We start from the raw sequence: 22,379 nt of genomic DNA, 5'->3' as shown, positions 1-22,379 counted from the left end.
GTGCAAGCGAAATTGGGCAGAAGCGCATTAGCATTCCATTCGAATGCGTGCTCGCAGAAATCAAAATCTCATAGTGATGCAGGCTCCGAACACCGCACATTTATGCGGCGTTTATAAATCTCGCCTTGTTTCCCTATGGAATTCAAATCCGCGCCGGGCCATTTCCATCTATTAGGAGGATTTGCTCATGTCCTTGGATAGAGATATCGACCAGCGCAAAGGTGGCGTCGCGGCAAATCCCACTGTTGGCCGCGACCTGAGTCTGTCAAACTTGCCATCAGTCGTCCAATATCTTGCTTCCCTGATCATGGCGGCACTGGTCACGGCGGTTGCCGCCGGCTTTGATCGCTACGAGACAATTCCCAACCTGTCACTCATCTATGTCCTGCCAGTCGTCATCAGCAGCGTGGCATTCGGCCTCGGCCCGGCATTGTTTTCCGCACTTCTCGGAGCCCTCGCATACAACTTCTTCTTCACCGAGCCCCGTTTGTCCCTTGCGGTAGCGGACACATCGAACATCTGGGCTATTGCGCTGCTCTTCATCGTCGGCTGCATAATCAGCACCATTGTGTGGACGAAACGGCGCGACAAGGAGGAACTTGATCGCGTTCATCTATACCAGGACAAACTGCAGACTTACGCGCGACAGATGATTGCCGCGACCTCGGCAGAGGAAGCAACAAGCCTTACTCGTTCCGTCCTGGCGTCTATCTTTCAGGCGCCGGTCGCCGTCATTTTTGCCCGGAACGACGACCTCGAGGTCGACAGCGGAACAAGGTTAGCTCAAGCGGAAATCGATGCGGCAAAAACGGCATCAGCGTCGAATGCGGTCGTAGCCGGCGGCGTTTATCCCTTTGACAAATCTCGATTCGATTTCTGGCCAGCTCGAACGACATCCGACCGGACAATTGTCATTGGCGTTGCATTCGATCCAGAGCGTCGTCCGGCCAATCCGGATGCGACCGTTGAGATCGTCGCCCTGATGCTTGCTGCAACGATCGACCGCCGCGAGGCGTGAGCCAGCGTCTCCAGGTCCGCCGCGTGGACTGCCCTCATCCGCTCAGAGATATTTCGTGATCGCCTTGAATTCGTCGATTGACTGCCGCTGGTCTCTGGGAAGCGCGCCGACCGTCTCCTCCAGGCAGTGGTCAAGATGGTCCTGGATCAGAGTACGCTTCGCGTTGATAATCGCCTTCTCGACGGCGGAGAGCTGTTGCGCGATGTCGAGGCATGGCTTGCCGCCCTCGATCATGGCGATGACGCTCTTCAGATGCCCTTCGGCTCGCTTGAGCCGCTTGACGATTTCCGGATGGGTCGCGTGCGTGTATTCTGTCATACCGCCTGTATCCTGCAGGAGGGGATTGGTGTCAACGGACGGCACCTTGGTGAGCCGAGGGTCGGGCGCTATTGCTGCGAATGTCGGAATTTCGTCCGACAGATCAGGAACTCGCGTTCGTCCGTTTTGAACTCCAAATCCGCTAAATCAGTCATGCGGCGCTCAATGGTGGTGCCCTTCCGGCTCTTCCATCCGGAAGGGAAGCTCGTCCTGGCGCTCGCCCGCGATGAGCTTGAGCACTGCGTCGAATTCATGCGGTTCAGCCGGTGCCTCGGCGCTTTGAAGGACATGATGGTCATTCGTCGACGAGGCGAGCGGAAGCGTCTCGATGACACCGCCCGGACGTCTGATCTCGACAATCGCCTGCAGGCCGTGCGCATGCGAGGAGATGGTGAGACGCATCCGTTCGCCGTCGGGCGTGTCGACGATTTCGAGGAGGCCCGTCGCGAGCGGTGACTCGACCCGGAACGGATCAGGCGCATGGTGGTGTCCATGATGATCATGTTCCGACGCGGCAGGCGATGCTCCGGCGGTGTCGAGCTGAATCGCGGCGGAACCGAGGGCCGGCAAGTGAGCCTGCAGTTCCCTTCTCAAGATCAGTAGGATTCCATTCGCCTCTTCAACCGACTTCGTACCGTCGACGGCGACCGTCACGTCCGTATGCAATTTGTGGCCCAGCCAGCGGGCCTTGACATCAGTCACACGCTGGATGCCGGAGACGTGTTCAGCGGCATGCCGTACTTCGTCGGCGACGCCCGGCTCGACGCCGTCGAGGCTGCGCGTGATGACGGCGCGGGCCGACTGCCAGACGATGCCGAAGATGGCGATGGTGATCAGCAGGCCGATGATCGGGTCGGCGAGCGGAAAGCCGAGCCAGACGCCTGCCGCACCGACAACAACCGCGAGACTTGTCAGACCGTCGGTCCTGGCATGATAACCGTCGGCGATCAGCGCGGCACTGTTCATCTCGCGGCCGACCCGGATACGGAAGACCGCGACCACTTCGTTGCCGATGAAGCCGATGATACCGGCCGCCGTCACCCATCCGAGCTGGGCAATCGGCTGCGGGTGGATCAGCCGATCGATAGCCTCGTATCCGGCTACGATGGCGCTGAACAGAATGATGAAGACGATCAACATGCCGGCAAAGTCCTCGACGCGGCCGAGACCGTAGTTGAACCTCGCAGTCGGCGGACGCCGGACCAAGGCGAAAGCGATCCAGAGCGGTATGGCCGTGGTGGCATCAGCGATATTGTGGATGGTGTCGGCCAGAAGCGCCACGGAGTCGGAGACAAAGACGACGATCAATTGCAGGATCGCCGTGATCGCGAGGATAACAAACGACCACTTGATCGCCCAGATGCCGCGCTCCGACGTCGTAATACTCGGATCGACGACACCGTGGGTGTGGCCGTGCCCTCCCGTCTCCGAATGGGAATGACCATGAGCGCCATGGCTGTGACCGTGACCGTGATGATGGTCGTGCGCGCCAAAACCGAACCATTCCTTGATCGTCGTGAACATATATCCTCGTCGCCTTTTTCGTGCGCTCACAAACAGATGTCGCGCGGATGGGAAGCCGGACTTTCCTATCCTCCTGGAGGGGATACGGTCAAGTACGCGCGGCAGGTCAACGAATGAAATCGATTGTTCCGGGACTGCGAATCTTCGAAACTATATCTCCGGCATGAACTCATGCCGGGGACACTGCTCAGATGCGTGACACAAGGATTGGGCGGTCAAACGCCATGGTTGCGACCGCTCCGCCAGTGGGAAGATTCGCTAATAGCAGCCGTCCATTATGCGCAGCCATGGTTTCGGCGACGATGGCAAGACCGAGGCCCAATCCGTCCTTGCGATCTGTCTCACCCAAAAGTTCGCTACCCCCGTTCAGGCGCCTTTGTGGGAACCCGGGACCCTGGTCCATGACTTTGATTCCACCGCTGAAGACGATGATGGTGATGACTCCGTTTTCGGGACTGTGATGCAGTGCGTTTTCGACGAGGTTGCGAAGGGCTCGAAAGATGAAATCCCTGGCACCGCTGACAAGGACTGGACTAGTTTCTGTCTTCAGCTCGATATTGCGGCCGGTCTCCACGACTGTGGGGGCGAGATAACGGGCGACATCTGCGGCGACCGCTCCCAGATCGACGACGTCAGTCGCTTCGTAATGAAGTGTCCTGACACGCACCTGGTCGACAAGTTGCGTTATGACGCGCTCAACGTCTTCAAAATCCTTCTCGACTACCCGTGCGATATGGTCCTGCGAAAGGGATAGGCGGGCTTTGGCAATGGCCAGCGGTGTGCGCAATTCATGCGCCAATTGTCCAGAGAACTGCTCCAACGATAGAAAGCCGCTCTGTAGCCGGTCGAGGGCCGCGTTTACCGATCGGATCAATGCAAGGACGTCGTTCGGCATGCCGCTTTCCGTCAGTCGTGTCGCAATGCTCGATGGGCCGATATGTGCGGCCTCCTGCGCTGCGACGCGCAACGGCCTCAACGCAAGGCCCAAGACAACAATGTTTGTTGCCAACAGTATCAGAACGAACGGAATCCAGATCCAGGCGATATCCGTGACAAATTCCTCAAGGACACTGTCGAAGAGGACGTGCTCTTTCGGGAAGGCCACCTGTATGACGCCCGCCAAGTCGCCCTGGGCAATTGGCAGGGAAACTCCAAACAGCGTCTTCTGTCCCTCATGGGCTGGAAGCTGAAAATACTTGGTATGATCACCGGCGTAGGGGATCAATGGTTCCTGGAGACCGGAAGAAACGATGATTCCGCCGCTCTTGCTCACCACTGCATATTGGCCTCGCAACTGGTGAATACGTGCCTTGAGCGCCTGCGCATAGGGGCTCGAAAGCTGCGGGTCCATGGCCAGTTCGTGGCGCAGATTCTCGGCAAAGGTTGACAGCGTCTCCTCGCGAAATGCTTCATTCGAGGCTTTGAAGCGGAAGTACAGGAACATCGCACTTGCACAGATCGCCACGAAGGCAACAATCGACATTGCCAGGATCAACCGCTGCAGAAGTGTGAGGCGCGGTCGTTTCAAGGGCGCTTTTCCATAAGCATATAGCCAATGCCGCGCATGTTGTGGATGTAGAGGACCGATCCCGCCGCTTGAAGCTTCTTGCGTAATCGATGCAGCAGAACTTCGATGGCATTGGAGCTCAGCTCGTCGTCGAAACCATAGATTGCTTCTTCGACCTCCGCTTTCGACAGGACATGATTGGGGCGGCGCAAGAAAAGATGCAGCGCGGCAAATTCGCGGCGGCTGAGAGATAGTGGCGTCTCGCCGACGGAGGCCGAATACTGACTTGGATCAAACGTGACGTCGCCGAGCTCCAAGATAGTGCCGTGACGTGGTTCGCCGCGACGCATGATCGCGCGCAGACGAGAAATCAGCACCCCCATCACAAATGGCTTGCAAAGATAGTCGTCGGCACCGCTGTCGAGCGCATCGATAATCGAACTCGAGGCATCGCGTGCGGTCAGGATCAAAAGTGGTGTCGACGGAGCAATCTTTCGCAACGGTTCGATCAGCGTCAGGCCGTCACGATCGGGCAAACCGAGATCCAATATGATGGAATCATATTCGACCGTCGCGACGGCTTCTTCGGCATCGTGTGCGTTAGAGACATGATCGACAGTGAAGCCATGGGCGCGCATCGCGTCATGCGTCACCGCGGCGAGCTTGCCATTGTCTTCGACCAATAACACGCGCATGGAACGTCCTATTTTTCTTGCAGCGCCGAAAGTTGAGTTGCGCGCGACACCACCAACCAAGATGAGCGGTTTACCGGATTTTATTGTCCTGAACCAGAAGTCGGACAGTCTTATGTCCGCAGGAACATAATGTTGCTCGCAGGCGTAGCTGCACGCAGGTGCAGGGCTGGCGCGGTTCAAAGGGAGACCTCGCGCAGCATCTGGCCAACACCGAGGGCGATAACTGGCTTGAAGTGCATGGAATGATCCGTGTTGCTCGGCATCCAGCATTGGTGGTGCAGAGATTGGACCAATGCGGCCAACCTGTCTGTTTGCTGTCCATCCCCGAGCGAAGGCACTGAATGAAGGCAGATTTCATCTTTTCGCCAGGATTTTGTAAGTGTGCCGTAAGCCGAGCTGAACATGTTCGCTCCCGATGTGGCGGTGACTCCGCCACTTTGGAGTGGATGTGGCATGATAAATGCGAAGCCTGGCGAAGCGTCGCTTAAGATTTATTTGATCAATCTGGATCGCGCGGCCGATCGGTTGGTTACCATGCAACAGAAGCTTGCATGCATCGGGCTGGCCGCCGAGCGGGTGCCGGCCGTAGAGGGTGCCTCAATCGAGTTTCCAATACCGGATTTCGATGAATTCGCCTTTCGCTTCAAACATGGCCGTCGGCGCAATCCCGCGGAAGTCGGCTGTTATCTGAGCCATATCGAGTGTGCGAGGCGCCTTCTTGCTTCGAGCGGCGAGTTTGCTCTTATTCTGGAGGATGATCTCGAGTTTCCGGATGATCTCGCGGAGCTCTTGGATGAGGCCCTCAAGCAGAACGAAAAATGGGATATCCTGCGCCTTTCGACGGTTAGCGCTGGCCGCAAATTCCGCTACTCCCGACTGACTGAAAGCCGCAGCCTGGCGGTCGCGTTGACTCGGGAAAAAGGTTCTGGCGCCTACATCATCAATCGCCGAGCGGCAGAGTGGTTTGTCCGGAAGCTCACGCCGATGCAGTTGCCTTTCGACTTGGCGTTCGATCTTGAGTTTTTCGCCGGCTTGAAGTCCGCTTTTGTCGTTCCTCTTCCCATAGATCAGCAATTGGGCCTGCCTTCGCAGATCCAAGGGAAACGTGGAGATTACCACAGATCAAAACTCCATTACGTGACGGTCATGCCATTCAGGATCTTCGTCGAGACCAGCCGGCTGTTTTTCCGGCTTGCGCGGCTGCTCGGTCTTCTCGCGATGGGGCGTGTGGCTGCGGTCATGCGCGGAAGCGGCAGGGCCGAAAAAAGTGTAATGCCTTTGCTTAACCGCACGGCCAAACAGGTCGGCGACCCACAATGAAGCTGGGCGTCTACATCATCAATCTCGACAGGTCGGCCGATCGATGGGCCGCCGTGCGCACCAAAGCAGAGGAATACCGCATAGACGTCATCAGGGTGGCCGCCACCGACGGGCACGAGCTGTCGCCAGAAGATTTTCGGGACGTGGATTGGAAAGGCTTCGCCCGGCATGGAGGGCGAACAATCCTCCCGGGCGAATATGGTTGCTATCGCAGCCACATCAAATGCCTCTCCGCCTTTCTTGAGAGCGATTTCGATGCGGCTCTCGTCATGGAGGACGACATCGAGATCACGGTCGATCTGACGAAAAGGACGATCGCCATTCTTGAGGCCACTCCGAATGCGGACGTCGTCAAACTCTTCAATCACCGAAGTCGCGGGTTTCTCAGCGTCGCAAAAAGCGCATTCGGCGACGAAATAGGCCGGTGTCTGCATGGACCGCAAGGTTCGGCCGCCTGTTACGTCATCACCAGGCGCGGCGCAGGCAAGGTTTTGCCGTTCCTGCGCGCCATGAGATTTCCCTTCGATGTCGCGCTCGAAAGAGGGTGGCATCACGGCTCGAAAGTGTTTAGCGTCAGGCGCAATATCGTGAGCCTGATGAGCCATAGCAGCAACAGCCAGATCGGGAATCGGGCGGACTATAGCCAGGTCAAATTCTTCGGCCCGAAACGCCTGCCCACCCACCTTTTGCGCGCCGCCGAATATTGCCGGCGCATTCGCTATGCGCTGGCGATCTGAAGGAGCTGGCGCTCGGGATTTCAGCTGTATTACCTCGTGCGTAGCAGCGTTCGGACAGAGTTTGCGCCATTGCCTTGCTCTCGGATCGTCGCGACCGACGAGAGCATATATGCGGCCTTAATGCGCTCTGCGCGACGATGCGGCCATTGCAATGTAGGCTCCTCCTGCCACGAGAAGGGAAATTCCCGTAATCGTCCCTGGAGTATAAATGCCGCTGAACGGCATTTTAAGCGCCAGCAAGGCGCCCGCGACAAGGGCAATGAGACCGGAAATTGCGAGCCAGCCCCAACCAGTATGGGGTCGCAGCCGCAATGCCAGCAGGATTTGCGCGATCCCCTGAACGATGAAAACCAGCGCGATCAGCAGGGTAAGGGCGATCGCTCCTGCGAGCGGGTTGAGGTAGATCAGGACGCCGCCGACGAGCTGAACAAAGCCGACCAGGAGTCCCCAGACGAAACCGGCCCAGGCCGTTACACGGAAGGCCTGGACGATCTGCAGGATGCCGACGACCGCCAGGACGAGCCCCAGGACAAGACCGGCGGCAATGCTCGATATTGCGGGTAGCATGATCGCGAGAATGCCGCCGACAACGAGCGCTATGCCGAGGCAGAGAAACCAGACCCATCGGGTCTGGTCGGTTCCGGCCCAGTGGTTCGCGTTTGCCATGATGGCACCTCCGGTTCTCGTTCACAGCCGCCTTCGCGTTGCGTCTCAGTAGTCGACCGGATCACGGGTGATCGGACACGTCATGCAATGGCCGCCTCCGCGCCCACGCCCGAGTTCAGCGCCGACGATGGTGATCACCTCGATGCCCTCTTTGCGCAGCAATGTGTTCACATAGGTATTGCGGTCATAGGCATAGACGACGCCCGGCGAGGCACAGACCAGGTTCGCGCCGCTGTCCCATTGCGTGCGCTCGCGTGTGTAGTCATTGCCGCCGGTTTCGACGACGCGCATCTTCTTCAGCCCGAGCGCGTCGCGCACGGTGTCGACGAAGCTGCCCTTATCCCGGTGGAACTCGAGGCCGCCCTTGCCGTCCGGGCGGTAGGAGAAAGCCTCGATGCTGTCGACAATATCCGGATAGAGCAAAACGCAGTCGCGGTCGGCGAAAGTGAATACCGTATCGAGATGCATGGCGGCGCGCAGTTTCGGCATAGCCGCCACGATGACACGCTCGGCCGCGCCCTTCTCGAAGAGCGCCGCAGCGACCTGACTGATGGCCTGGCGAGAGGTGCGTTCGCTCATGCCGATCAACACGTTACCCTTGCCGATCGGCATGACGTCCCCACCTTCAAATGTGGCGAGGCCCCAATCCTTGGTAGGATCGCCCCACCAGACATTCACTTTTCCCGCAAAGTCCGGATGGAACTTGTAGATGGAGGTCGTAAGGATGGTCTCCTCGTGGCGCGCCGGCCAGTAGAGTGCATTGAGCGTCACTCCACCATAGATCCAGCATGTGGTGTCGCGCGTGTAGAGCGTGTTCGGAAGCGGCGGCAGTAGATATTCATTGACACCAGCCGCATCGCGGATCAGCGCCAGTTGTTCGCCACCGATATTTTCCGGGAATTCGTAGGTCGATAACCCGCCGATCAGTGTTTCGGCCAGTTCGCGATCCGACAGCCCTTCGAGATAGGAGCGAACCTCGTTGATAAGACCGAGACCGATCTGGTTCGGCACGACCTGGTTGTCGAGAATCCACTTCTTGGCTTCGGGAACCGCTAGCGTTTGCGTAAGGAGATTATGCATTTCCAGGACTTCGACGCCGCGGTCGCGCATCTTGGTCATGAAATCGAAGTGGTCGCGTTTGGCATTGTCGACCCAGAGGACATCGTCGAAGAGAAGGGCGTCGCAATTGGTCGGTGTCAGACGCTGATGGGCGCGGCCGGGCGCGCAGACCATAACCTTGCGCAGTTGGCCGACCTCCGAATGAACCCCGAAAGCCTGTTGGGTGGAGCTTGCAGAAGACATCCTTACCTCCTCTTCAGATTGTCAGGTAGCCGGTGGACAATCCGGCGATGGCGGCAATGCAGCCAATGACTGCAGCGGCGAAGATCACCCAGTCGGCGGTCGTGTTGAATATCTGCTTGCCTTGCTCGCGGCGGGCCCAGAAGTAGAGTATCGTGCCGGGAGCGTAGAGAAGAGCCGACAGAAGAACGAACTTCAATCCGCCGGCGATGATCATGAAGATCGTATAGATCACGGCGATGCCGGCGATGATGAGGTCGCGTCGACGCTCCTGCGGCCTCACCTCATAGGTCTCCCCGCGCCGCGCGACGAGATAGCCGTATGCCGCGACGAACAGATAGGGGATCAGCGACATGGCGCTGGTCAGGTTCAACATCAGCGCGAATGCGTCCCGAGACCAATAGGTGCTGATCACAAAAAGCTGAACGATGACGTTTGTCAGCCAAAGCGCTGCAGCCGGAACCTTGTTCTGGTTCTCGGTGCCGAAGAGACGTGGCATGTCATCTGTGCGTGCGGCAACGTAGAGGACTTCCGCACACACCAGCGACCAGGCGAGATAGGCGCCCAAAACCGAAATGATGACCCCGGCGCTGATGAAGACTGCTCCCCATGGCCCGACGACGGCTGCCAGCACACCCGCCATTGAAGGCTGAGTCATGCCTGCGATTTCCGGGCGTTGCAGGGCGGCGTAGGGCAACAGCGTCACCAACACCATAAGCGCGGTAACGCCGACGAATCCGATAATTGTTGCCGTACCCACATCGGCACGGGTCTGCGCATAGCGTGAATAATTGCTCGCGCCCTCGATACCGATGAAAACGAAGACCGTCGCCAACATTGTCGCCCGGATTTGCTCCAGAAGCGAAGCTGCCGGCATCCCTTCACCACCCCAGAAATTGGCGCGAAACAGATCCAGCTTAAAGGCGACGGCAAGCAGCACGATGAAGGTAAGAATCGGGACGACCTTGGCGACTGTAACGACGGTGTTGATGAAGGCGGCCTGCTGTACGCCCCTGAGGATCATGAAGTGGAACAGCCAGATACCGATCGAAGCAACGACGATTGCGACGAGTGTGTTGCCATCACCGAAGACCGGGAAGAATCGGCCAAGCGTCGACTTGATCAAAACCCAGTAGGAGACGTTACCAATGCAGCTGCCGATCCAGTAGCCGAAGGCCGACAGGAAACCGGGATAGTCGCCGAAACCGGCTTTCGCATAGGCATAGACGCCGGCGTCGAGATCCGGCTTGCGTTCCGCTAGCGCCTGGAAGATGCGCGCGAGCATGTACATGCCGCCGCCGGCTATGCACCAGGCGATGATCGCGCCAAACGGACCGGTCGCGGCCCCGAAGGTACGGGGGAGCGAGAAGATACCCGCACCCACCATGGAGCCGACAACCATCGCTGTCAGCGCGAATAACGAAAACTTTTGCGTGGAGCCCGAAGCCATACGACACCAATCCGATTACTCGTAGGTTGCGTCTCGGGATTTTATGCCCCAATTTTGCCACCGGCGAATGAGCTGAAAGTCTCACCTTTGTGCCGGGCGTCCCTTTTTCTCGGAACGGGAAACGTTGCCGTTCCAAGTGTCTGCCAGCAACGGCTCAGATGGTGATGCGACCGGTAACGATCGCGTAGATCGCGACGACGGCGCCGATGGCTGCTACCGCGAACATGATCAGCTCGATCATGCTAAAGACGGCTTTGCGTTGCTCGAGGCGCGTCATGATGAACAGAATGCTGCCAGGAGCATAGATGGCGGCGGACAGCAGAAGATGCCCGGCTCCAGCCGCATAAATCAGCCAGATCGTATAAACGAGCGCAATGCCCGATCGCACGAGATCATCGCGATGACCGGCCGGGTCGCGATCGTAGGTTTCGCCTGTCCAGGCGAGCTTGACGCCGTAGGCTGCCACAAGGAGATAGGGGATGAGTATCATCGAACTTGTCAACTCGAGTGCAAGCCGGAAGGCATATTGGGTAAACAGCGTCAGGATCAGAAATATCTGGACGACGATATTGGTAAGCCACAGCGCATTGGAGGGAACACCGTTCCTGTTCTCGTGGGAGAGAAATCGGGGCATCGTGTCGTATTTGGAGGCTGAAAAAAGGATTTCGGCGGCGAGAAGAACCCAGGATAAGTAAGCGCCCGCCACAGAAATGATCAAGCCCGCACTGACGAACAGGGCGCCCCAGGGACCAACGACGGCCTCGAGAACGCCGGCCATCGACGGATTTCTAAGCTGAGCGAGATCCGCTTTCTGCATCACTCCGTACGACAACATCGTGACAAGAACGAGCAGGCAGAGCACTCCGAGGAATCCCAAGAGCGTCGCGATGCCGACGTCGGAGCGATTGCGGGCGTAGCGCGAATAGACGCTTGCCCCTTCGATGCCGACGAACACGAAGACCGTGACGAGCATTGTCGCGCGGACCTGAGCCGCCACGTCCCCTAACGTCGCTCCGCCACCCCAGAAATTGGCGCTGAAGACATCGGCCTTGAAACCGAAGAACACCAGAACGATGAACAGGAGTATGGGAATGATCTTGGCGAAGGTGACGATCGTGTTAAGTGCGGCTGCCTCCCTTATTCCGCGCAGGATGAGAGAGTGAACAATCCACAGCAGGACCGACGAGGTCGCGATCGCAGTGACGGTGTTGCCATCTCCGAAGATCGGGAAGAACAGACCGAGCGTCGACTTGATCAGCACGAAATAGGATACGTTGCCGAGAAGAGCCGCCGACCAGTAGCCTAGCGCCGACAGGAAGCCGAGATAATCGCCGAAGCCGGCCTTGGCGTAGGCGTAGATACCAGCATCGAGATCCGGCTTGCGTCGGGAGAGCGACTGGAACACGAAGGCCAGCATGAGCATGCCGACGCCGGCGATTGACCAGGCGATGACGGCTCCAAATGGTCCCGTCGCTCGACCGAAGGCTTGCGGCAGCGAGAAAATCCCTGCGCCAACCATCGAGCCGACGCACATGGCCATCAGCGTCCACAACGAGAATTTCTGTTCAGAAGCGGAAATCATGGACTGATGACTCGAAGCCTGACGATTGGAAATGCCGGGATGCTGACCCCATGTCGACATTCTAACCTTTTCCATGTGGCGCTGTGATCGGCAAGGAATCCTAAAGCTGTGCTTCGGGTCCCAATCCTTGCTAGGCGGCGGGCGTTCAGGCCCTTACGTGCTTGGTCATGGACGCCCTTTGCTTGATTCCCGCCATTCTGAAGGTTGTAGCAGTCTCGGAGCAATTGAGCCGTTCTGCATAAGGATGAGATTCTCTGCCCATCACGAACGGATCATCGTCGGCTAAGCTATATCCGTTCCTTCGGCAAAAGCTTGCCGGCAGCCAATAGGTGGGAAGCTATGTTTTCACGACGTTTCTTACTTAAGGCACTTCTGACTGGTGCCACCATCGCGCCATTAGTGGCGATCCTCCCCGTAGATGAAGCAGACGCCCAGCGATCCCAGAGACCGGAGAATCGGCCGAACCGTCCACCCCCACGCCCTCGCCATGAGCGAAGGCCGCCGCCACGGCGTGGTCAGGTCTGGGTACCAGGATACTGGGAATGGAGCGTCCGCAGGCGCGACTATGTGTGGGTGCCCGGCCGTTGGATTCCCGAGAGACGTGGCTTCCACTATCGGCAGCCGCGCTGGACCCATCGCAACGGCGAGTGGATGTTCATCCATGGCCAATGGGTGCGCTGACAGCACAGTCGTTCAAGTGAAGGGGTGAACGATGTTCTCCTGTACGTCGGGTGATATACCCGACGTACATACCGGCTGCCTCTGCCATCGCCCGGAGATCCAGTCCTTGACCCAACGAATCGATGGACGGGAGGATATACAAGGACCAGATCAACACGTAGGATCATGCCTTCAGCCGTCGTGAGACTTCGGTTTGATATCCATAATAGTTCCGACAGAGTCGACGATATCGTTTCTTACGTTCCGATGGCTATTCATGGTTAAAGATCGAACCATTCTCGTTCTCCTCGGTATAATCGCCGTAATAGCGGCCTTAACCACTCTCCATCTTTCGGCTGTCATATTTGCCCCGGTCGCTTGCGCCTTATTCATCATTGCCATCGTGTGGCCGATGCAAAGGACGCTTCAGTCCTTTCTGCCGAAGCTCCTTGCCCTGGCGCTCGTGGTCGGCGCCATCGTCATCGCGTTTGTTCTCTTCGCTTCCGTGGCTGCCTGGGGCTTCGGGCGTATCGCACGATCATTAATATCGGACGCCCCACGATTCCAGATGCTTTACGACCAGGCCGTCGCCTGGCTGGAGGAGCATGGTGTCGTCGTCGCCGGTATTTGGGGAGAGCATTTCAACATGCGTTGGGCCATGGGAATGCTGCAGGGGCTGACAGCACGTCTCAACACCCTGATTTCTTTCTGGCTCGTGGTACTCGTCTACGTGCTGCTCGGACTTCTCGAAATTGCACCGCTCAGCCGAAGGATTCGGACGGTGTTGGGCCCAGAAACGGCGCGCATCTTGATCGACGGCTGCAGCCTGACCGCCGCCAAGTTTCGCCGCTACATGCTGATCAGGACGATGATGAGCATCGTGACGGGCGCAATGATCTGGGTATTGGCGCTTGCGTTCGGCCTTCAATTCGCGGCCGAGTGGGGCGTCATCGCCTTCACGCTGAACTACATACCGTTCATCGGGTCTTTCATCGCCACGTTGTTGCCGACGCTCTATGCATTGGCCCAATTCGAATCCCTGCAAGCCGCGCTGATTGTCTTTGCATGCCTCAATGTCATCCAATTCGTGATCGGCAGCTATATCGAGCCAAGGGTGGCCGGAAACGCACTGGCTGTTTCATCGTTCGTGGTGCTGTTTTCTGTTTTCCTGTGGACGTTTCTCTGGGGGCTGTTCGGTGCTTTCATCGGAGTTCCGATCACGATCGCCATACTGACATTTTGCGAGCAATCGCCTGCGACACAGTGGCTGGCGGATTTGCAGAGCGCGAAGGATGATGGGACGGAAAAGCAGGGGTAGAACAGGTCGAGCCGCGCTAAGCGGAAAGAACGGAGCCTGGGACATCCACGCGTTCCGGCGGAAGCATAACCAATGCGCCGTCACGGTCGATCCCAAGCGTGTGGATATGAAAATGGGTGACGTCCTCGCCGGTGTTCCCCATGACGGGGGACGGAGCCGAGATGATTTTAAGCTTCCCGCAGTGTCCTATCCAGTCGATATGGCGATGACCATGCATGACGATGATGCTGTCGTTCAACTGCTGCAGTTGCCGCACAAACCAGGATCCATTGATCAAGGCAGTACCGATCCGTTCCGAAAACTTCTTGGAAAGGGTCGGATATTCGACCAGATGATGGTGCAGAGCCACGATCCAGGAAGCGCGCGGAAACCGTTGCACAGCTGCCTTGATCGCCCTCGACTGTTCGGACGATATCAATCCGAGAGCATTCGTGAAGGAGAAATGCGTTTGAGCGGTGGAATCCAGCAGGATGATCCCGAGACCATCCTCTCCGTCCGGCGGCAGGATCATTGGGAAGATCTCTGTCCAGACGGTGGCAAGGCTTGCAGCCAGCCGAAAGCCGCCGCTGTCAGCGAATGTTGCGATATCGGCGCCATATGGCGCCAGTGCGTGGGCGAGTGTCGCACCGAATTCCCAGGTCGAGTGATCCACCACATGAACCTTGTTGGCCTGCACAGCGGCCATCCCGGAAAGCGCTCGCATCTCCCGAAGCCGCCGGGCAGGACTGATCGGAAGGTCAAGCCGGGCGGGATTGGCTCGGTCCACGACATTGATATCGTGATTGCCGGGAAGAAGAAGCACTCGTTGGGCCAACTCCGGGTAAGGTGACAGCGCCGTCGAAAATTCTGCCCATTCGGGTGATCGACCGGCATCGGTTATATCGCCGGTGATCAGGATATGATCCAATCGATTTTCGCTATCGATCGCTGAGAGCTTCGTAAAAAGCTCAGCCAGTCGGTCGTTGCCACGCGGGCCTGATCGTCCGCTCTCGATGCGAAAGCCATATCGCTCTCCGACGACATGGATGTCAGACAGATGTGCGACCCGCCATTTTCGTGTCAGCTCCGATGGATGGCTGAAGTCCGTGATGCCCTGTGGCTGGTCCATCGTGGCGTCGGCAAGACCCCAGACCAGTGCTGCCCCTGCGCAATAGATACAGAGGATGATCACAGCGTTGGTAAGGGTGGGAACGACAAGTGAAAGAGGCGCCGTCAAGTCGGAGAGCTGGCCAGTCCAACGTGAATAAGGCCAGGCAACGGCAATCACCGCCAGGGAGGACAGACATAGAAGCAGGCCCGCAACGGCTGCGCTCACACCGCGCAGGCGGGCGCGACGTTTCTCGTTCAGCCGCCTCTCGAACATCGCTTCCAGAAAATGCCGCACTCCTTCGCGATACAACGCGTAACCCGGTTGTATCGCCAATGAATTCAGTGACCAGAAGCCCTGTTCCGCAGCCCGTTGGAGTGGTCTTCCGCCAAGCCAGCCTATCACCGCAACGATCACGAGAATGACGAATGGCCAAACGCCGCGGTAAGAACTTGCAAGGCGGCGCGAGAATTGTGCCAGCCAGGCCGTCCCGACAAGCGGCGCCAACCCGAGCAGCAAGGCCGGGACGGCGATTAGGACGAACCAGACCAGAATGAGCTTAGGAAGGCTGATTTCCGCAAGAAGGCTACCGGCCAGGGACAGAAGCGAGCGCCGCTTGGTGCTGGAGGCGTCCGCTTCCACATCGCCCATTCTCGGATCGATCAGCGTGGTCATCAAATAATGCCTGTCTGAACCGGTTACACCACGGAAAAGATCGGTGATCTCCCTTTCCTCGCTCAGAATGCATTATCGCTGCGCAAGAAGGAACCTGTGCGTCGAGCTCTCGAACGACGCACAGGATACATCCCGCATCCCTTTCGGCAGCTCATTCGGGTGTCGCGCGAAACTACTTTTGTGCGGCGTCCGCTTCAGCCGCCTTGGAAGCACTCTCAAGAGCGTTGCGAAGGGTCTGCTCCTTGGTTTCGTCGAGCGACGTCTTGAGCACGTGGCCGCCGAATCCCTGGATTTCTTTCAATACCTTGTCGGACGTGATCGACTGGACCAGCAGAAACAGGGCGCCGTTTCCTGGATGCAGGCTGGCGGCAAGATCCTTCATGAAGGCGTCGTTTATGCCGACGTCGGTCAAGGCGCCGCCAATGGCGCCCGAAGCAGCGCCGACAGCTACGCCGAGGATCGGGTTGAGGAACAGCACGCCTATGAGCAGGCCCCAGAAGCTGCCGGAGATCGCGCCGGTTGCCGTCGTGTTCATGAGCTGGTTGAGCTTGATCTTTCCAGACTCCGTCTTGGTGGCGATGACAGCGTCGCCAAGCTTGATCAAATATTCCTTCTGCAGCTCAAGGAGCCGCTGCCGGACTTCCTCGGCTTTGGATTCCGTGGGGTAAACAATGACGATGAGATCTGACATGTGAGCTCCCTCAACGACGCTAAGTTGGATCATGGTCATTGTATGTTTTCGGCTTTGCGAAGAAATCAGCTCAGAATCCCGCAACTGTGCGCATCGTCTCTTTCTGAAGCGGCAATCGGAGGCCGTTCGCTTCACCACTCACTGGCGGTCGTGTGCTGGCCTCTGTCGCGGTGATGCGTGCAATGCATCCGGATGGTGGGGATTTCGCGGTTTGCGGCACATTGGAAGGCACGTGCCGTGTTCGGCGTGTTTGATCCTCGGAGGAAGCGGCGATGCGGCCACCTTCTGAAGGGAAGCGACGGGGAAACGGCTCCGGCAAGGCAATATATGGGATTCTGTGATCAGAATTGAGATTTCACGCCATGTTAAGCCCCGCTCATCCAAGCTACAAAATTGGTGCTGGGATATTCCGAATTGTGTGGGCAGACAGGCAACGGTTGCATCGGCCTGTTTTCAAATCCGCTTCCACATCAAGAAGTTGGAGGGGATGTCAGCCGAAATCTTGCACAGTCTTTCGGCAGCTCGCTTTAGGACGTATGGCGCTGTAGCCCTCTCGGAACCGGAAGGAAGATCTTCTGCGGGTTTCAGGGAAGGAGATGTCATCTTGAAAGGGCGGGTGGCAGTCGTAACGGGTTCGACGAGCGGTATCGGCCTCGGAATTGCGTGCAAGCTAGCCGCAGGCGGCGCCGATCTCGTGATCAATGGGCCTGGAGACGTCCCGGCGAATGAAGCACTCTGCCGTGAAATCGCCAAAGTCTATGGCATTCGGGTGGCGTTCGGTGCAGCAGATCTCTCGAACGCGGAGGAGGCCATCGAGCTCATCGGCAATGCAACCGATGTCATGGGGCGTGTCGACATACTGGTCAACAATGCGGGCATTCAGCCGGCTGATTCCGCACTAACGTCTGCCGCCCAGCAATGGGACGCGACAATCGCAGTCAATCTGACGGCCGTCTGGCTGACAATACGGGCAGTTCTTCCACAGATGCTCGAGCGAGGCTGGGGAAGGATCATTAACGTAGCCCCCATGTGGGCCGATGCCGGAAACAAAAGCGCGGCCCAGGCGTCGAAATACGGCGTGATCGGTTTGACGAAGGATGTAGCGGTCGATCTCGTGGCCTGCGGTGTTACCTGCAATGTGATTTGTCCCGGCTGGGTGCCAATCCCGCCCGTCAACACGACCGGCAGCGATGCCGCACCTCGCAATGGCCGTCGTCCCAAGACTCGCCGGAGAACTCCTGTCGGAGAGCTGCAACTATCATATGAGCTGAAGGCGCCGGACCAGCTCGGTTCACTCGCCGCGTTTCTCTGTTCCGATGCCGCGGCTCAGGTGAACGGTGTGACGCTGCCCGTAGACGGAGGCTGGTTGGGGCAATGATTTTCGACTCTGCATGAGCAAACCTGCAACGCCATGGCCACGGCCATCGGCCAAGAGCAGCGGAACAATATGGAGAGTCCTCGACGTAAGGAAAGCTCCGGCTAAATGGCCAGGCTGCGCGCTCATTCCTATGACGCCGATCTTCACCCGACTATATCTAATTTTCACGAGCATGTTCAACGTGTAGCGACAATCAATAATCTTGCAGACGGAAGACGAGGGATGGGGCCCACGAATCATCGGGAGCGTTCATATGATCAATATGTCTCAGCTCTTGCATGCCATCGACGTTGCAGGTGTCGGCGACACACTGACCTCTTCGATCGACTTCACGACACTGGAATATCCGCCGCACGAGCAGTTCGATGCCTTTCGGTCCATGAGGGAAGGGGTCGAAGACGGTCGGCTTATCCGAAGCAAAGGGCTCACTTTTCCGGCACGGCAGGTGGTTTGGGGTCTCGGGAAGATGGTTTTCGCCTATACCCGACTTCCCGGCGACGGCTATATTTATGGATGGCAGCATCTGAGGAAGCCGATATTCGACCATTGGTACATCTTGCTACCCCTCCAGTCCTCCAGGTCCGGCGGTTGCGAGGAAATTCCGGCCGCTATGCCGACTTTGCACTGTCTTGCAAAGCCGTTTGAAACGCAGACAGCGGCATCGGGCAGTTTGGCCCTTTACGTGCCTCGGGATTTATTCATGCCGGGTTCGACGCCCGACCATATGGCAAACGTCCAGCTCGGTGGTGGGCTAGGCTCGTTGCTGGCGGATTACATGCTGCTCCTGCGCAGGTCGTTGCACGAGGTTCGATTGACAGAGACTTCTTATATCGTCGATGCCACTCGCGCACTCCTCGCTGCATGTGTGGCTCCATCCCGCGAGGGCATGGCAAAGGCACAAAATCCGATCGAGCGGACGATCATGGAACGGGCGCGACAGTTGATCGCGCGCAAGCTCCTGGATGCGGATTTGACCGTCGATAACCTTTGCAAGGATCTCGGCCTTTCCAGGGCACGTCTCTATCGGCTATTCGAAGCGGACGGTGGCATCCATGCCTACATTCGCCGGGAGCGGTTGCTTCAAACGCGCAAAGCACTTTCCAATCATGACGACCGACGGCCAATCTGTCAGATCGCCGAGCAATGGGGTTTTATCGATCCCTCCGCCTTCACTCGGGCCTTCAGACACGAGTTCGGCATCTCGCCACGAGATGTCCGCTCGGAAGCCGTTCGCGACAGTCCAGATGTCTTCGCCGAGACCGGCACCCGGCTGCCCTTGCACGGGCAGAGCCTTGGTAACATGCTATCCTTCGCCGGATAGACGACTTCCAGGCGCACAAGCTGTGTCACGAGCAATCACGAACGAAATTCGCGGGGGCGATGGAAACAGGCCTTGCCGCCGGTTACTTGTCGTCACGACCTTCCATAAGGGAGGGGGCATGGCCGTAATGCATATGGTAGGCCCGCGAAAAGCTTGAATAGCCTTCGTAGCCTACGCGCCGCGCGATCTCGCTGATCGACAGCTGCCCAGCGCTTAGCAGGTCCTTGGCCTGTTCCATTCTGACCATCTGCGCATATGCATGGGGCGTGGCACCGAATAGCTCGCGAAAGCCTATCGTCAGCTCATTGTGATTAAGTCCCACGCGAAGCGCCATCTGCTTGATTGTGGGTTGGTTGCAGATCTCTCTCCTGTAGATTGCCGCCGCGGTTTTGATCGCCTGGGCCTTGCTCTGCGCGGAGCGCAAGCGAGTTCCCGTCTGCAGGGAAAGGGCGTTGAGCTGTGCGACGACGTCACAGATTATCTCGAGGGTCTTCGCCTTTAGATAGATCGTCTTCAACGGGTCTTCGTACTTGCACGAAATGATCTGATCTGTGGTGGTGATGATGGAGGGTGTTGGCGGCAGCCTCAGAGCATCCACCATTCCCGTATCGGTCAGGAAGATTGGTTTGTACAGGGCTGGAATGTTGTCAGGCTTCAGGCCGAAATGATCGAGGAAATGTTGTCTGTCGCAAGCGATCATAATACCGCGGAATTTCGCCCCGACCGTGGTTTCCGAAACGGAGCGCGGGCAATTGGTGATCTGTATCTGTGTCGGGTTGACACGTTCGACGTGATCACCAACCAAGCGATGATAGGTGCCCTTGATGGTTATCTGAATGCAGATGAGGCCCCCGCGTGCCATCGCGACGCTATGGGATTGAAGGACTTCGAAATTCTGCACGTACAGGAAGATGAAATCGTCGATCCGACGATAATAGCCGTGTTCCCTGGTGCGGAAAATACCTTCGGTGGGGCCTAATGCATCGCTAATTCGCACGAACTCGCTATGGCGAAGTTCGCTTTGGATGCCCCTCAGATCGAGTTCCAGGGATTTATGCTCCAAGGATCTGTGCATGGCGACTAACCGTAATACACGCCTACAATAAGTAGGTGTTGATGTTGATGTCAGGTCCGAGCCTAAGCCCAACTCGCGGGCAAGCCTGCAAAAGCAAAAGCGGTATTTTTCAAGGGGGAAAATAATTCGCAATCGCTTAAATAACAAGTCTGAAATCATTGGTAGAGGTCGACGTTGACAACAATCGATGATGGACTACCTTGTCATTGTGGTTGCGTCGTTTTGGCATAAAATGCGCCGCATGGTTTTCCAGCTGAGCAGTGAAAGACCGGCAGAAATCCGTTTGCCACGCAGGCATTTCAAAGGGGTTCCTGACCAGAACAGGACTGTGGACGTGTGAGCAACTTCGTAGGCCTTAGCGCTTTGGAGTACGTCGATGACCAGTATGTCTCCGTTGAAAATCGATGATCGGAAACTGCTTCGAGATGACAGGCTGTTGTGTTTTATAGATTTCACGACGGCCGCTTTCCCTCCAAGAGATCAGTTCGAAGTTTTTCGCGCCGCTCATGAAGGCGTTTGGGATCTTTCTCTCGCCAAGAGCGAGGATGCGTCTTTTCCCGCACGTCAGATGGTTTGGGACCTCGGCAAGCTGGTTTTCACACGGACCAAGCTGCCGGGACACGGATATGCTCACCACTGGCGGCATATAAGAAAAACCAGGCTCGATCACTGGTACGTCGTAATGCCGTTCCAACCGTCCAGGCCCGGCGACGGCCATGCGAAAGGCAGGGCTTTTCCTGGTCTGCACTGCCTGTCAAAGCCTTTCGAAGCGCAGATGGAGGCGGATGGAGTCCTTACATTGTTCATGCCGCGCGATCTGTTCGCCTCGTCGCTCGAGCTCGACGACAGGCGGAACGCGGAGGCTCCTGGCCGGCTCGGGTCGCTGCTGGGAGACTACTTGCTTCTTCTCAATCGATCTTTGCCCGAGTTGCGGACAACGGAGCTCCCCTATATCGTCGAGGCGACCCGTTGCCTCATGGCCATGTGCCTGGCGCCGTCGCGCGACCGCGTTGCGGAGGCCAAAGGTCCGATCAATTCGATATTGATCGAGCGGGCGCGGCGGTTGATCGACCTCAGGCTTGCAGAAGCCGATCTAGGCCCGGATATGCTCTGCATCGAACTCGGTGTGTCGAGATCCCGACTATACAGACTGTTTGAGCCGCTTGGCGGCATATCCGCCCATATCAGACGCCAGCGTCTGCTTCGTACGCGGGACGCCTTGTCCGACAGTTCCGATATGCGTTCAATCGCGTCCATAGCGGAGCAGTGGGGTTTCTTCGACGCCTCGGCTTACAGCCGCACCTTTCGGCACGAGTTCGGCGTAACCCCCAAGGAAGCACGAGAGGCCGGATGGAATGGCTGCGGTTATCTCGTCGGACAATCCAGGCCGCAGGAATCCAATCACCTCTCAAGTCTCGAATACCTGTTGCGCGGTCTTTCTGCCTGACCCCACGTTATCAAGGCCGGACATTGGCTTCCAGACCGAACCCGCCACATTGCCGTTGCGGAGATCCGATCCGGAAGGCCACCTCGCGGCTATGCGCTCAGGATATCTTCGATCCGGATCGGCAGGGTCCGAACACGCTTGCCCGTTGCATGGAACACCGCATTCGCGATCGCCGGAGCGGTACCCACAAGTGCAATCTCGCCCAGACCTTTCACGCCGAGCGGGTTCACGTGTGGGTCGATTTCCTCAATGAAGTGCGCCTCCAGATCCGGGATATCGAGGTTCACGGCATTAGATAGTCGGCCATATGAGCATTGACCGGACGACCGTCTCGGGGGCCGAGTGCGGTCCGCTCCATGAGCACCATGCCCATGCCGCCGATCATGCCGCCGGTACATTGGCTGCGGGCGAGAAGAGGATTGATCACGCGGCCGATACCATATGCGCCAACGATGCGGCGGACGGCGATCGTCCCGACATTGGGATCGATGGCGACTTCCGCAAAGACAGCACCGAAGGAATGCATCGAATACTGCTCTGCCTGTAATCTCTGCCAGCTGCAGAAAGCGGGTAGAAAGAGTGCGAGGCTCCTCCAGTCCCACGAATCGACC

At 57.7% G+C, this 22,379-nt stretch carries 19 protein-coding genes and 1 pseudogene; 8 read left to right on the top strand and 12 right to left on the bottom strand.

What is annotated here, in order from left to right; genetic code table 11:
• Positions 1-187 precede the first annotated feature (187 nt).
• Entirely contained in the window at positions 188-1,018 is an 831-nt protein-coding gene (locus CCGE525_RS34050) for a DUF4118 domain-containing protein (protein WP_120708542.1), read from the top strand.
• A gap of 42 nt (positions 1,019-1,060) precedes the next feature.
• Here CCGE525_RS34050 and CCGE525_RS34045 read toward each other — a convergent pair whose 3' ends face one another.
• The 4 genes from CCGE525_RS34045 to CCGE525_RS34030 all read right to left on the bottom strand — a co-directional run bounded on the left by CCGE525_RS34045 (position 1,061) and on the right by CCGE525_RS34030 (position 5,242).
• Positions 1,061-1,336 (bottom strand): metal-sensing transcriptional repressor, encoded by a 276-nt coding sequence (locus tag CCGE525_RS34045; RefSeq protein WP_120708541.1) that lies wholly within the window; start codon positions 1,334-1,336, stop codon positions 1,061-1,063.
• Positions 1,337-1,498: 162 nt separating this feature from the next.
• Positions 1,499-2,860, bottom strand: coding sequence for a cation diffusion facilitator family transporter (locus CCGE525_RS34040; protein WP_120708540.1), 1,362 nt, complete (start codon positions 2,858-2,860; stop codon positions 1,499-1,501).
• A 187-nt stretch (positions 2,861-3,047) separates the two neighbouring features.
• Positions 3,048-4,388 carry an ATP-binding protein gene (locus CCGE525_RS34035; RefSeq protein ID WP_120708539.1) on the bottom strand — a complete coding sequence of 447 codons (1,341 nt, stop codon included), beginning with the start codon at positions 4,386-4,388 and terminating at the stop codon, positions 3,048-3,050.
• Positions 4,385-5,242, bottom strand: a complete 858-nt coding sequence (locus CCGE525_RS34030) for a response regulator transcription factor (protein WP_245472256.1) — start codon at positions 5,240-5,242, stop codon at positions 4,385-4,387. Before CCGE525_RS34030 ends, CCGE525_RS34035 begins: the two co-directional genes overlap by 4 nt.
• Before the next feature lie 216 nt (positions 5,243-5,458).
• Between CCGE525_RS34030 and CCGE525_RS34025 the strand changes: the two genes are divergently transcribed.
• Positions 5,459-6,382, top strand: a complete 924-nt coding sequence (locus tag CCGE525_RS34025) for a glycosyltransferase family 25 protein (protein ID WP_425375926.1) — start codon at positions 5,459-5,461, stop codon at positions 6,380-6,382.
• Positions 6,379-7,119: a glycosyltransferase family 25 protein gene (locus CCGE525_RS34020; protein WP_120708536.1), complete on the top strand. Its 741-nt coding sequence runs from the start codon at positions 6,379-6,381 to the stop codon at positions 7,117-7,119. The genes CCGE525_RS34025 and CCGE525_RS34020 overlap by 4 nt, the downstream gene beginning before the upstream one ends.
• 117 nt (positions 7,120-7,236) lie before the next feature.
• Here the strand turns inward: CCGE525_RS34020 and CCGE525_RS34015 are convergent, their stop codons facing one another.
• The 4 genes from CCGE525_RS34015 to CCGE525_RS34000 all read right to left on the bottom strand — a co-directional run bounded on the left by CCGE525_RS34015 (position 7,237) and on the right by CCGE525_RS34000 (position 12,116).
• Positions 7,237-7,785, bottom strand: coding sequence for an HdeD family acid-resistance protein (locus tag CCGE525_RS34015; protein WP_120708535.1), 549 nt, complete (start codon positions 7,783-7,785; stop codon positions 7,237-7,239).
• A 45-nt stretch (positions 7,786-7,830) separates the two neighbouring features.
• Complete coding sequence (locus tag CCGE525_RS34010; protein ID WP_120708534.1) at positions 7,831-9,087, bottom strand: arginine deiminase; 1,257 nt, start codon at positions 9,085-9,087, stop codon at positions 7,831-7,833.
• Between the two features lie 13 nt (positions 9,088-9,100).
• Positions 9,101-10,534 (bottom strand): basic amino acid/polyamine antiporter, encoded by a 1,434-nt coding sequence (locus tag CCGE525_RS34005; protein WP_120708533.1) that lies wholly within the window; start codon positions 10,532-10,534, stop codon positions 9,101-9,103.
• Positions 10,535-10,688: 154 nt separating this feature from the next.
• Positions 10,689-12,116 (bottom strand): basic amino acid/polyamine antiporter, encoded by a 1,428-nt coding sequence (locus CCGE525_RS34000; protein ID WP_120708790.1) that lies wholly within the window; start codon positions 12,114-12,116, stop codon positions 10,689-10,691.
• Between the two features lie 339 nt (positions 12,117-12,455).
• Between CCGE525_RS34000 and CCGE525_RS33995 the strand changes: the two genes are divergently transcribed.
• Positions 12,456-12,797, top strand: a complete 342-nt coding sequence (locus CCGE525_RS33995) for a YXWGXW repeat-containing protein (protein ID WP_120708532.1) — start codon at positions 12,456-12,458, stop codon at positions 12,795-12,797.
• A 256-nt stretch (positions 12,798-13,053) separates the two neighbouring features.
• Entirely contained in the window at positions 13,054-14,094 is a 1,041-nt protein-coding gene (locus tag CCGE525_RS33990; RefSeq protein WP_120708531.1) for an AI-2E family transporter, read from the top strand.
• A gap of 16 nt (positions 14,095-14,110) precedes the next feature.
• Here the strand turns inward: CCGE525_RS33990 and CCGE525_RS33985 are convergent, their stop codons facing one another.
• A complete protein-coding gene (locus CCGE525_RS33985) occupies positions 14,111-15,856 on the bottom strand; it encodes a metallophosphoesterase family protein (protein WP_120708530.1) in 1,746 nt (581 codons plus the stop codon).
• Positions 15,857-16,028: 172 nt separating this feature from the next.
• Positions 16,029-16,547 carry a DUF1269 domain-containing protein gene (locus tag CCGE525_RS33980; RefSeq protein ID WP_120708529.1) on the bottom strand — a complete coding sequence of 173 codons (519 nt, stop codon included), beginning with the start codon at positions 16,545-16,547 and terminating at the stop codon, positions 16,029-16,031.
• Positions 16,548-17,151: 604 nt separating this feature from the next.
• Between CCGE525_RS33980 and CCGE525_RS33975 the strand changes: the two genes are divergently transcribed.
• The gene (locus tag CCGE525_RS33975) at positions 17,152-17,925 is read left to right on the top strand and encodes an SDR family oxidoreductase (protein WP_245472255.1); all 774 of its coding nucleotides are present in this window, start codon (positions 17,152-17,154) and stop codon (positions 17,923-17,925) included.
• A gap of 253 nt (positions 17,926-18,178) precedes the next feature.
• Positions 18,179-19,246, top strand: coding sequence for a helix-turn-helix transcriptional regulator (locus tag CCGE525_RS33970; RefSeq protein ID WP_120708528.1), 1,068 nt, complete (start codon positions 18,179-18,181; stop codon positions 19,244-19,246).
• A gap of 82 nt (positions 19,247-19,328) precedes the next feature.
• Here CCGE525_RS33970 and CCGE525_RS33965 read toward each other — a convergent pair whose 3' ends face one another.
• On the bottom strand, positions 19,329-20,480 hold the full coding sequence (locus CCGE525_RS33965) for a helix-turn-helix transcriptional regulator (protein ID WP_245472254.1): 1,152 nt from the start codon (positions 20,478-20,480) through the stop codon (positions 19,329-19,331).
• A 616-nt stretch (positions 20,481-21,096) separates the two neighbouring features.
• Here CCGE525_RS33965 and CCGE525_RS39280 point away from each other — a divergent pair.
• A complete protein-coding gene (locus tag CCGE525_RS39280) occupies positions 21,097-21,768 on the top strand; it encodes a helix-turn-helix domain-containing protein (protein WP_245472253.1) in 672 nt (223 codons plus the stop codon).
• A gap of 89 nt (positions 21,769-21,857) precedes the next feature.
• Here the strand turns inward: CCGE525_RS39280 and CCGE525_RS33955 are convergent.
• Positions 21,858-22,306 (bottom strand): annotated as a pseudogene (locus CCGE525_RS33955) (molybdopterin cofactor-binding domain-containing protein); the annotation flags it as partial.
• Positions 22,307-22,379: the final 73 nt, after the last annotated feature.

Origin of the sequence: Rhizobium jaguaris (assembly GCF_003627755.1) — a bacterium.
Classification (GTDB): domain Bacteria; phylum Pseudomonadota; class Alphaproteobacteria; order Rhizobiales; family Rhizobiaceae; genus Rhizobium; species Rhizobium jaguaris.
The sequence above is the reverse complement of the archived record's forward strand: the minus strand, read 5'-3'. Positions and strand labels throughout refer to the sequence as shown.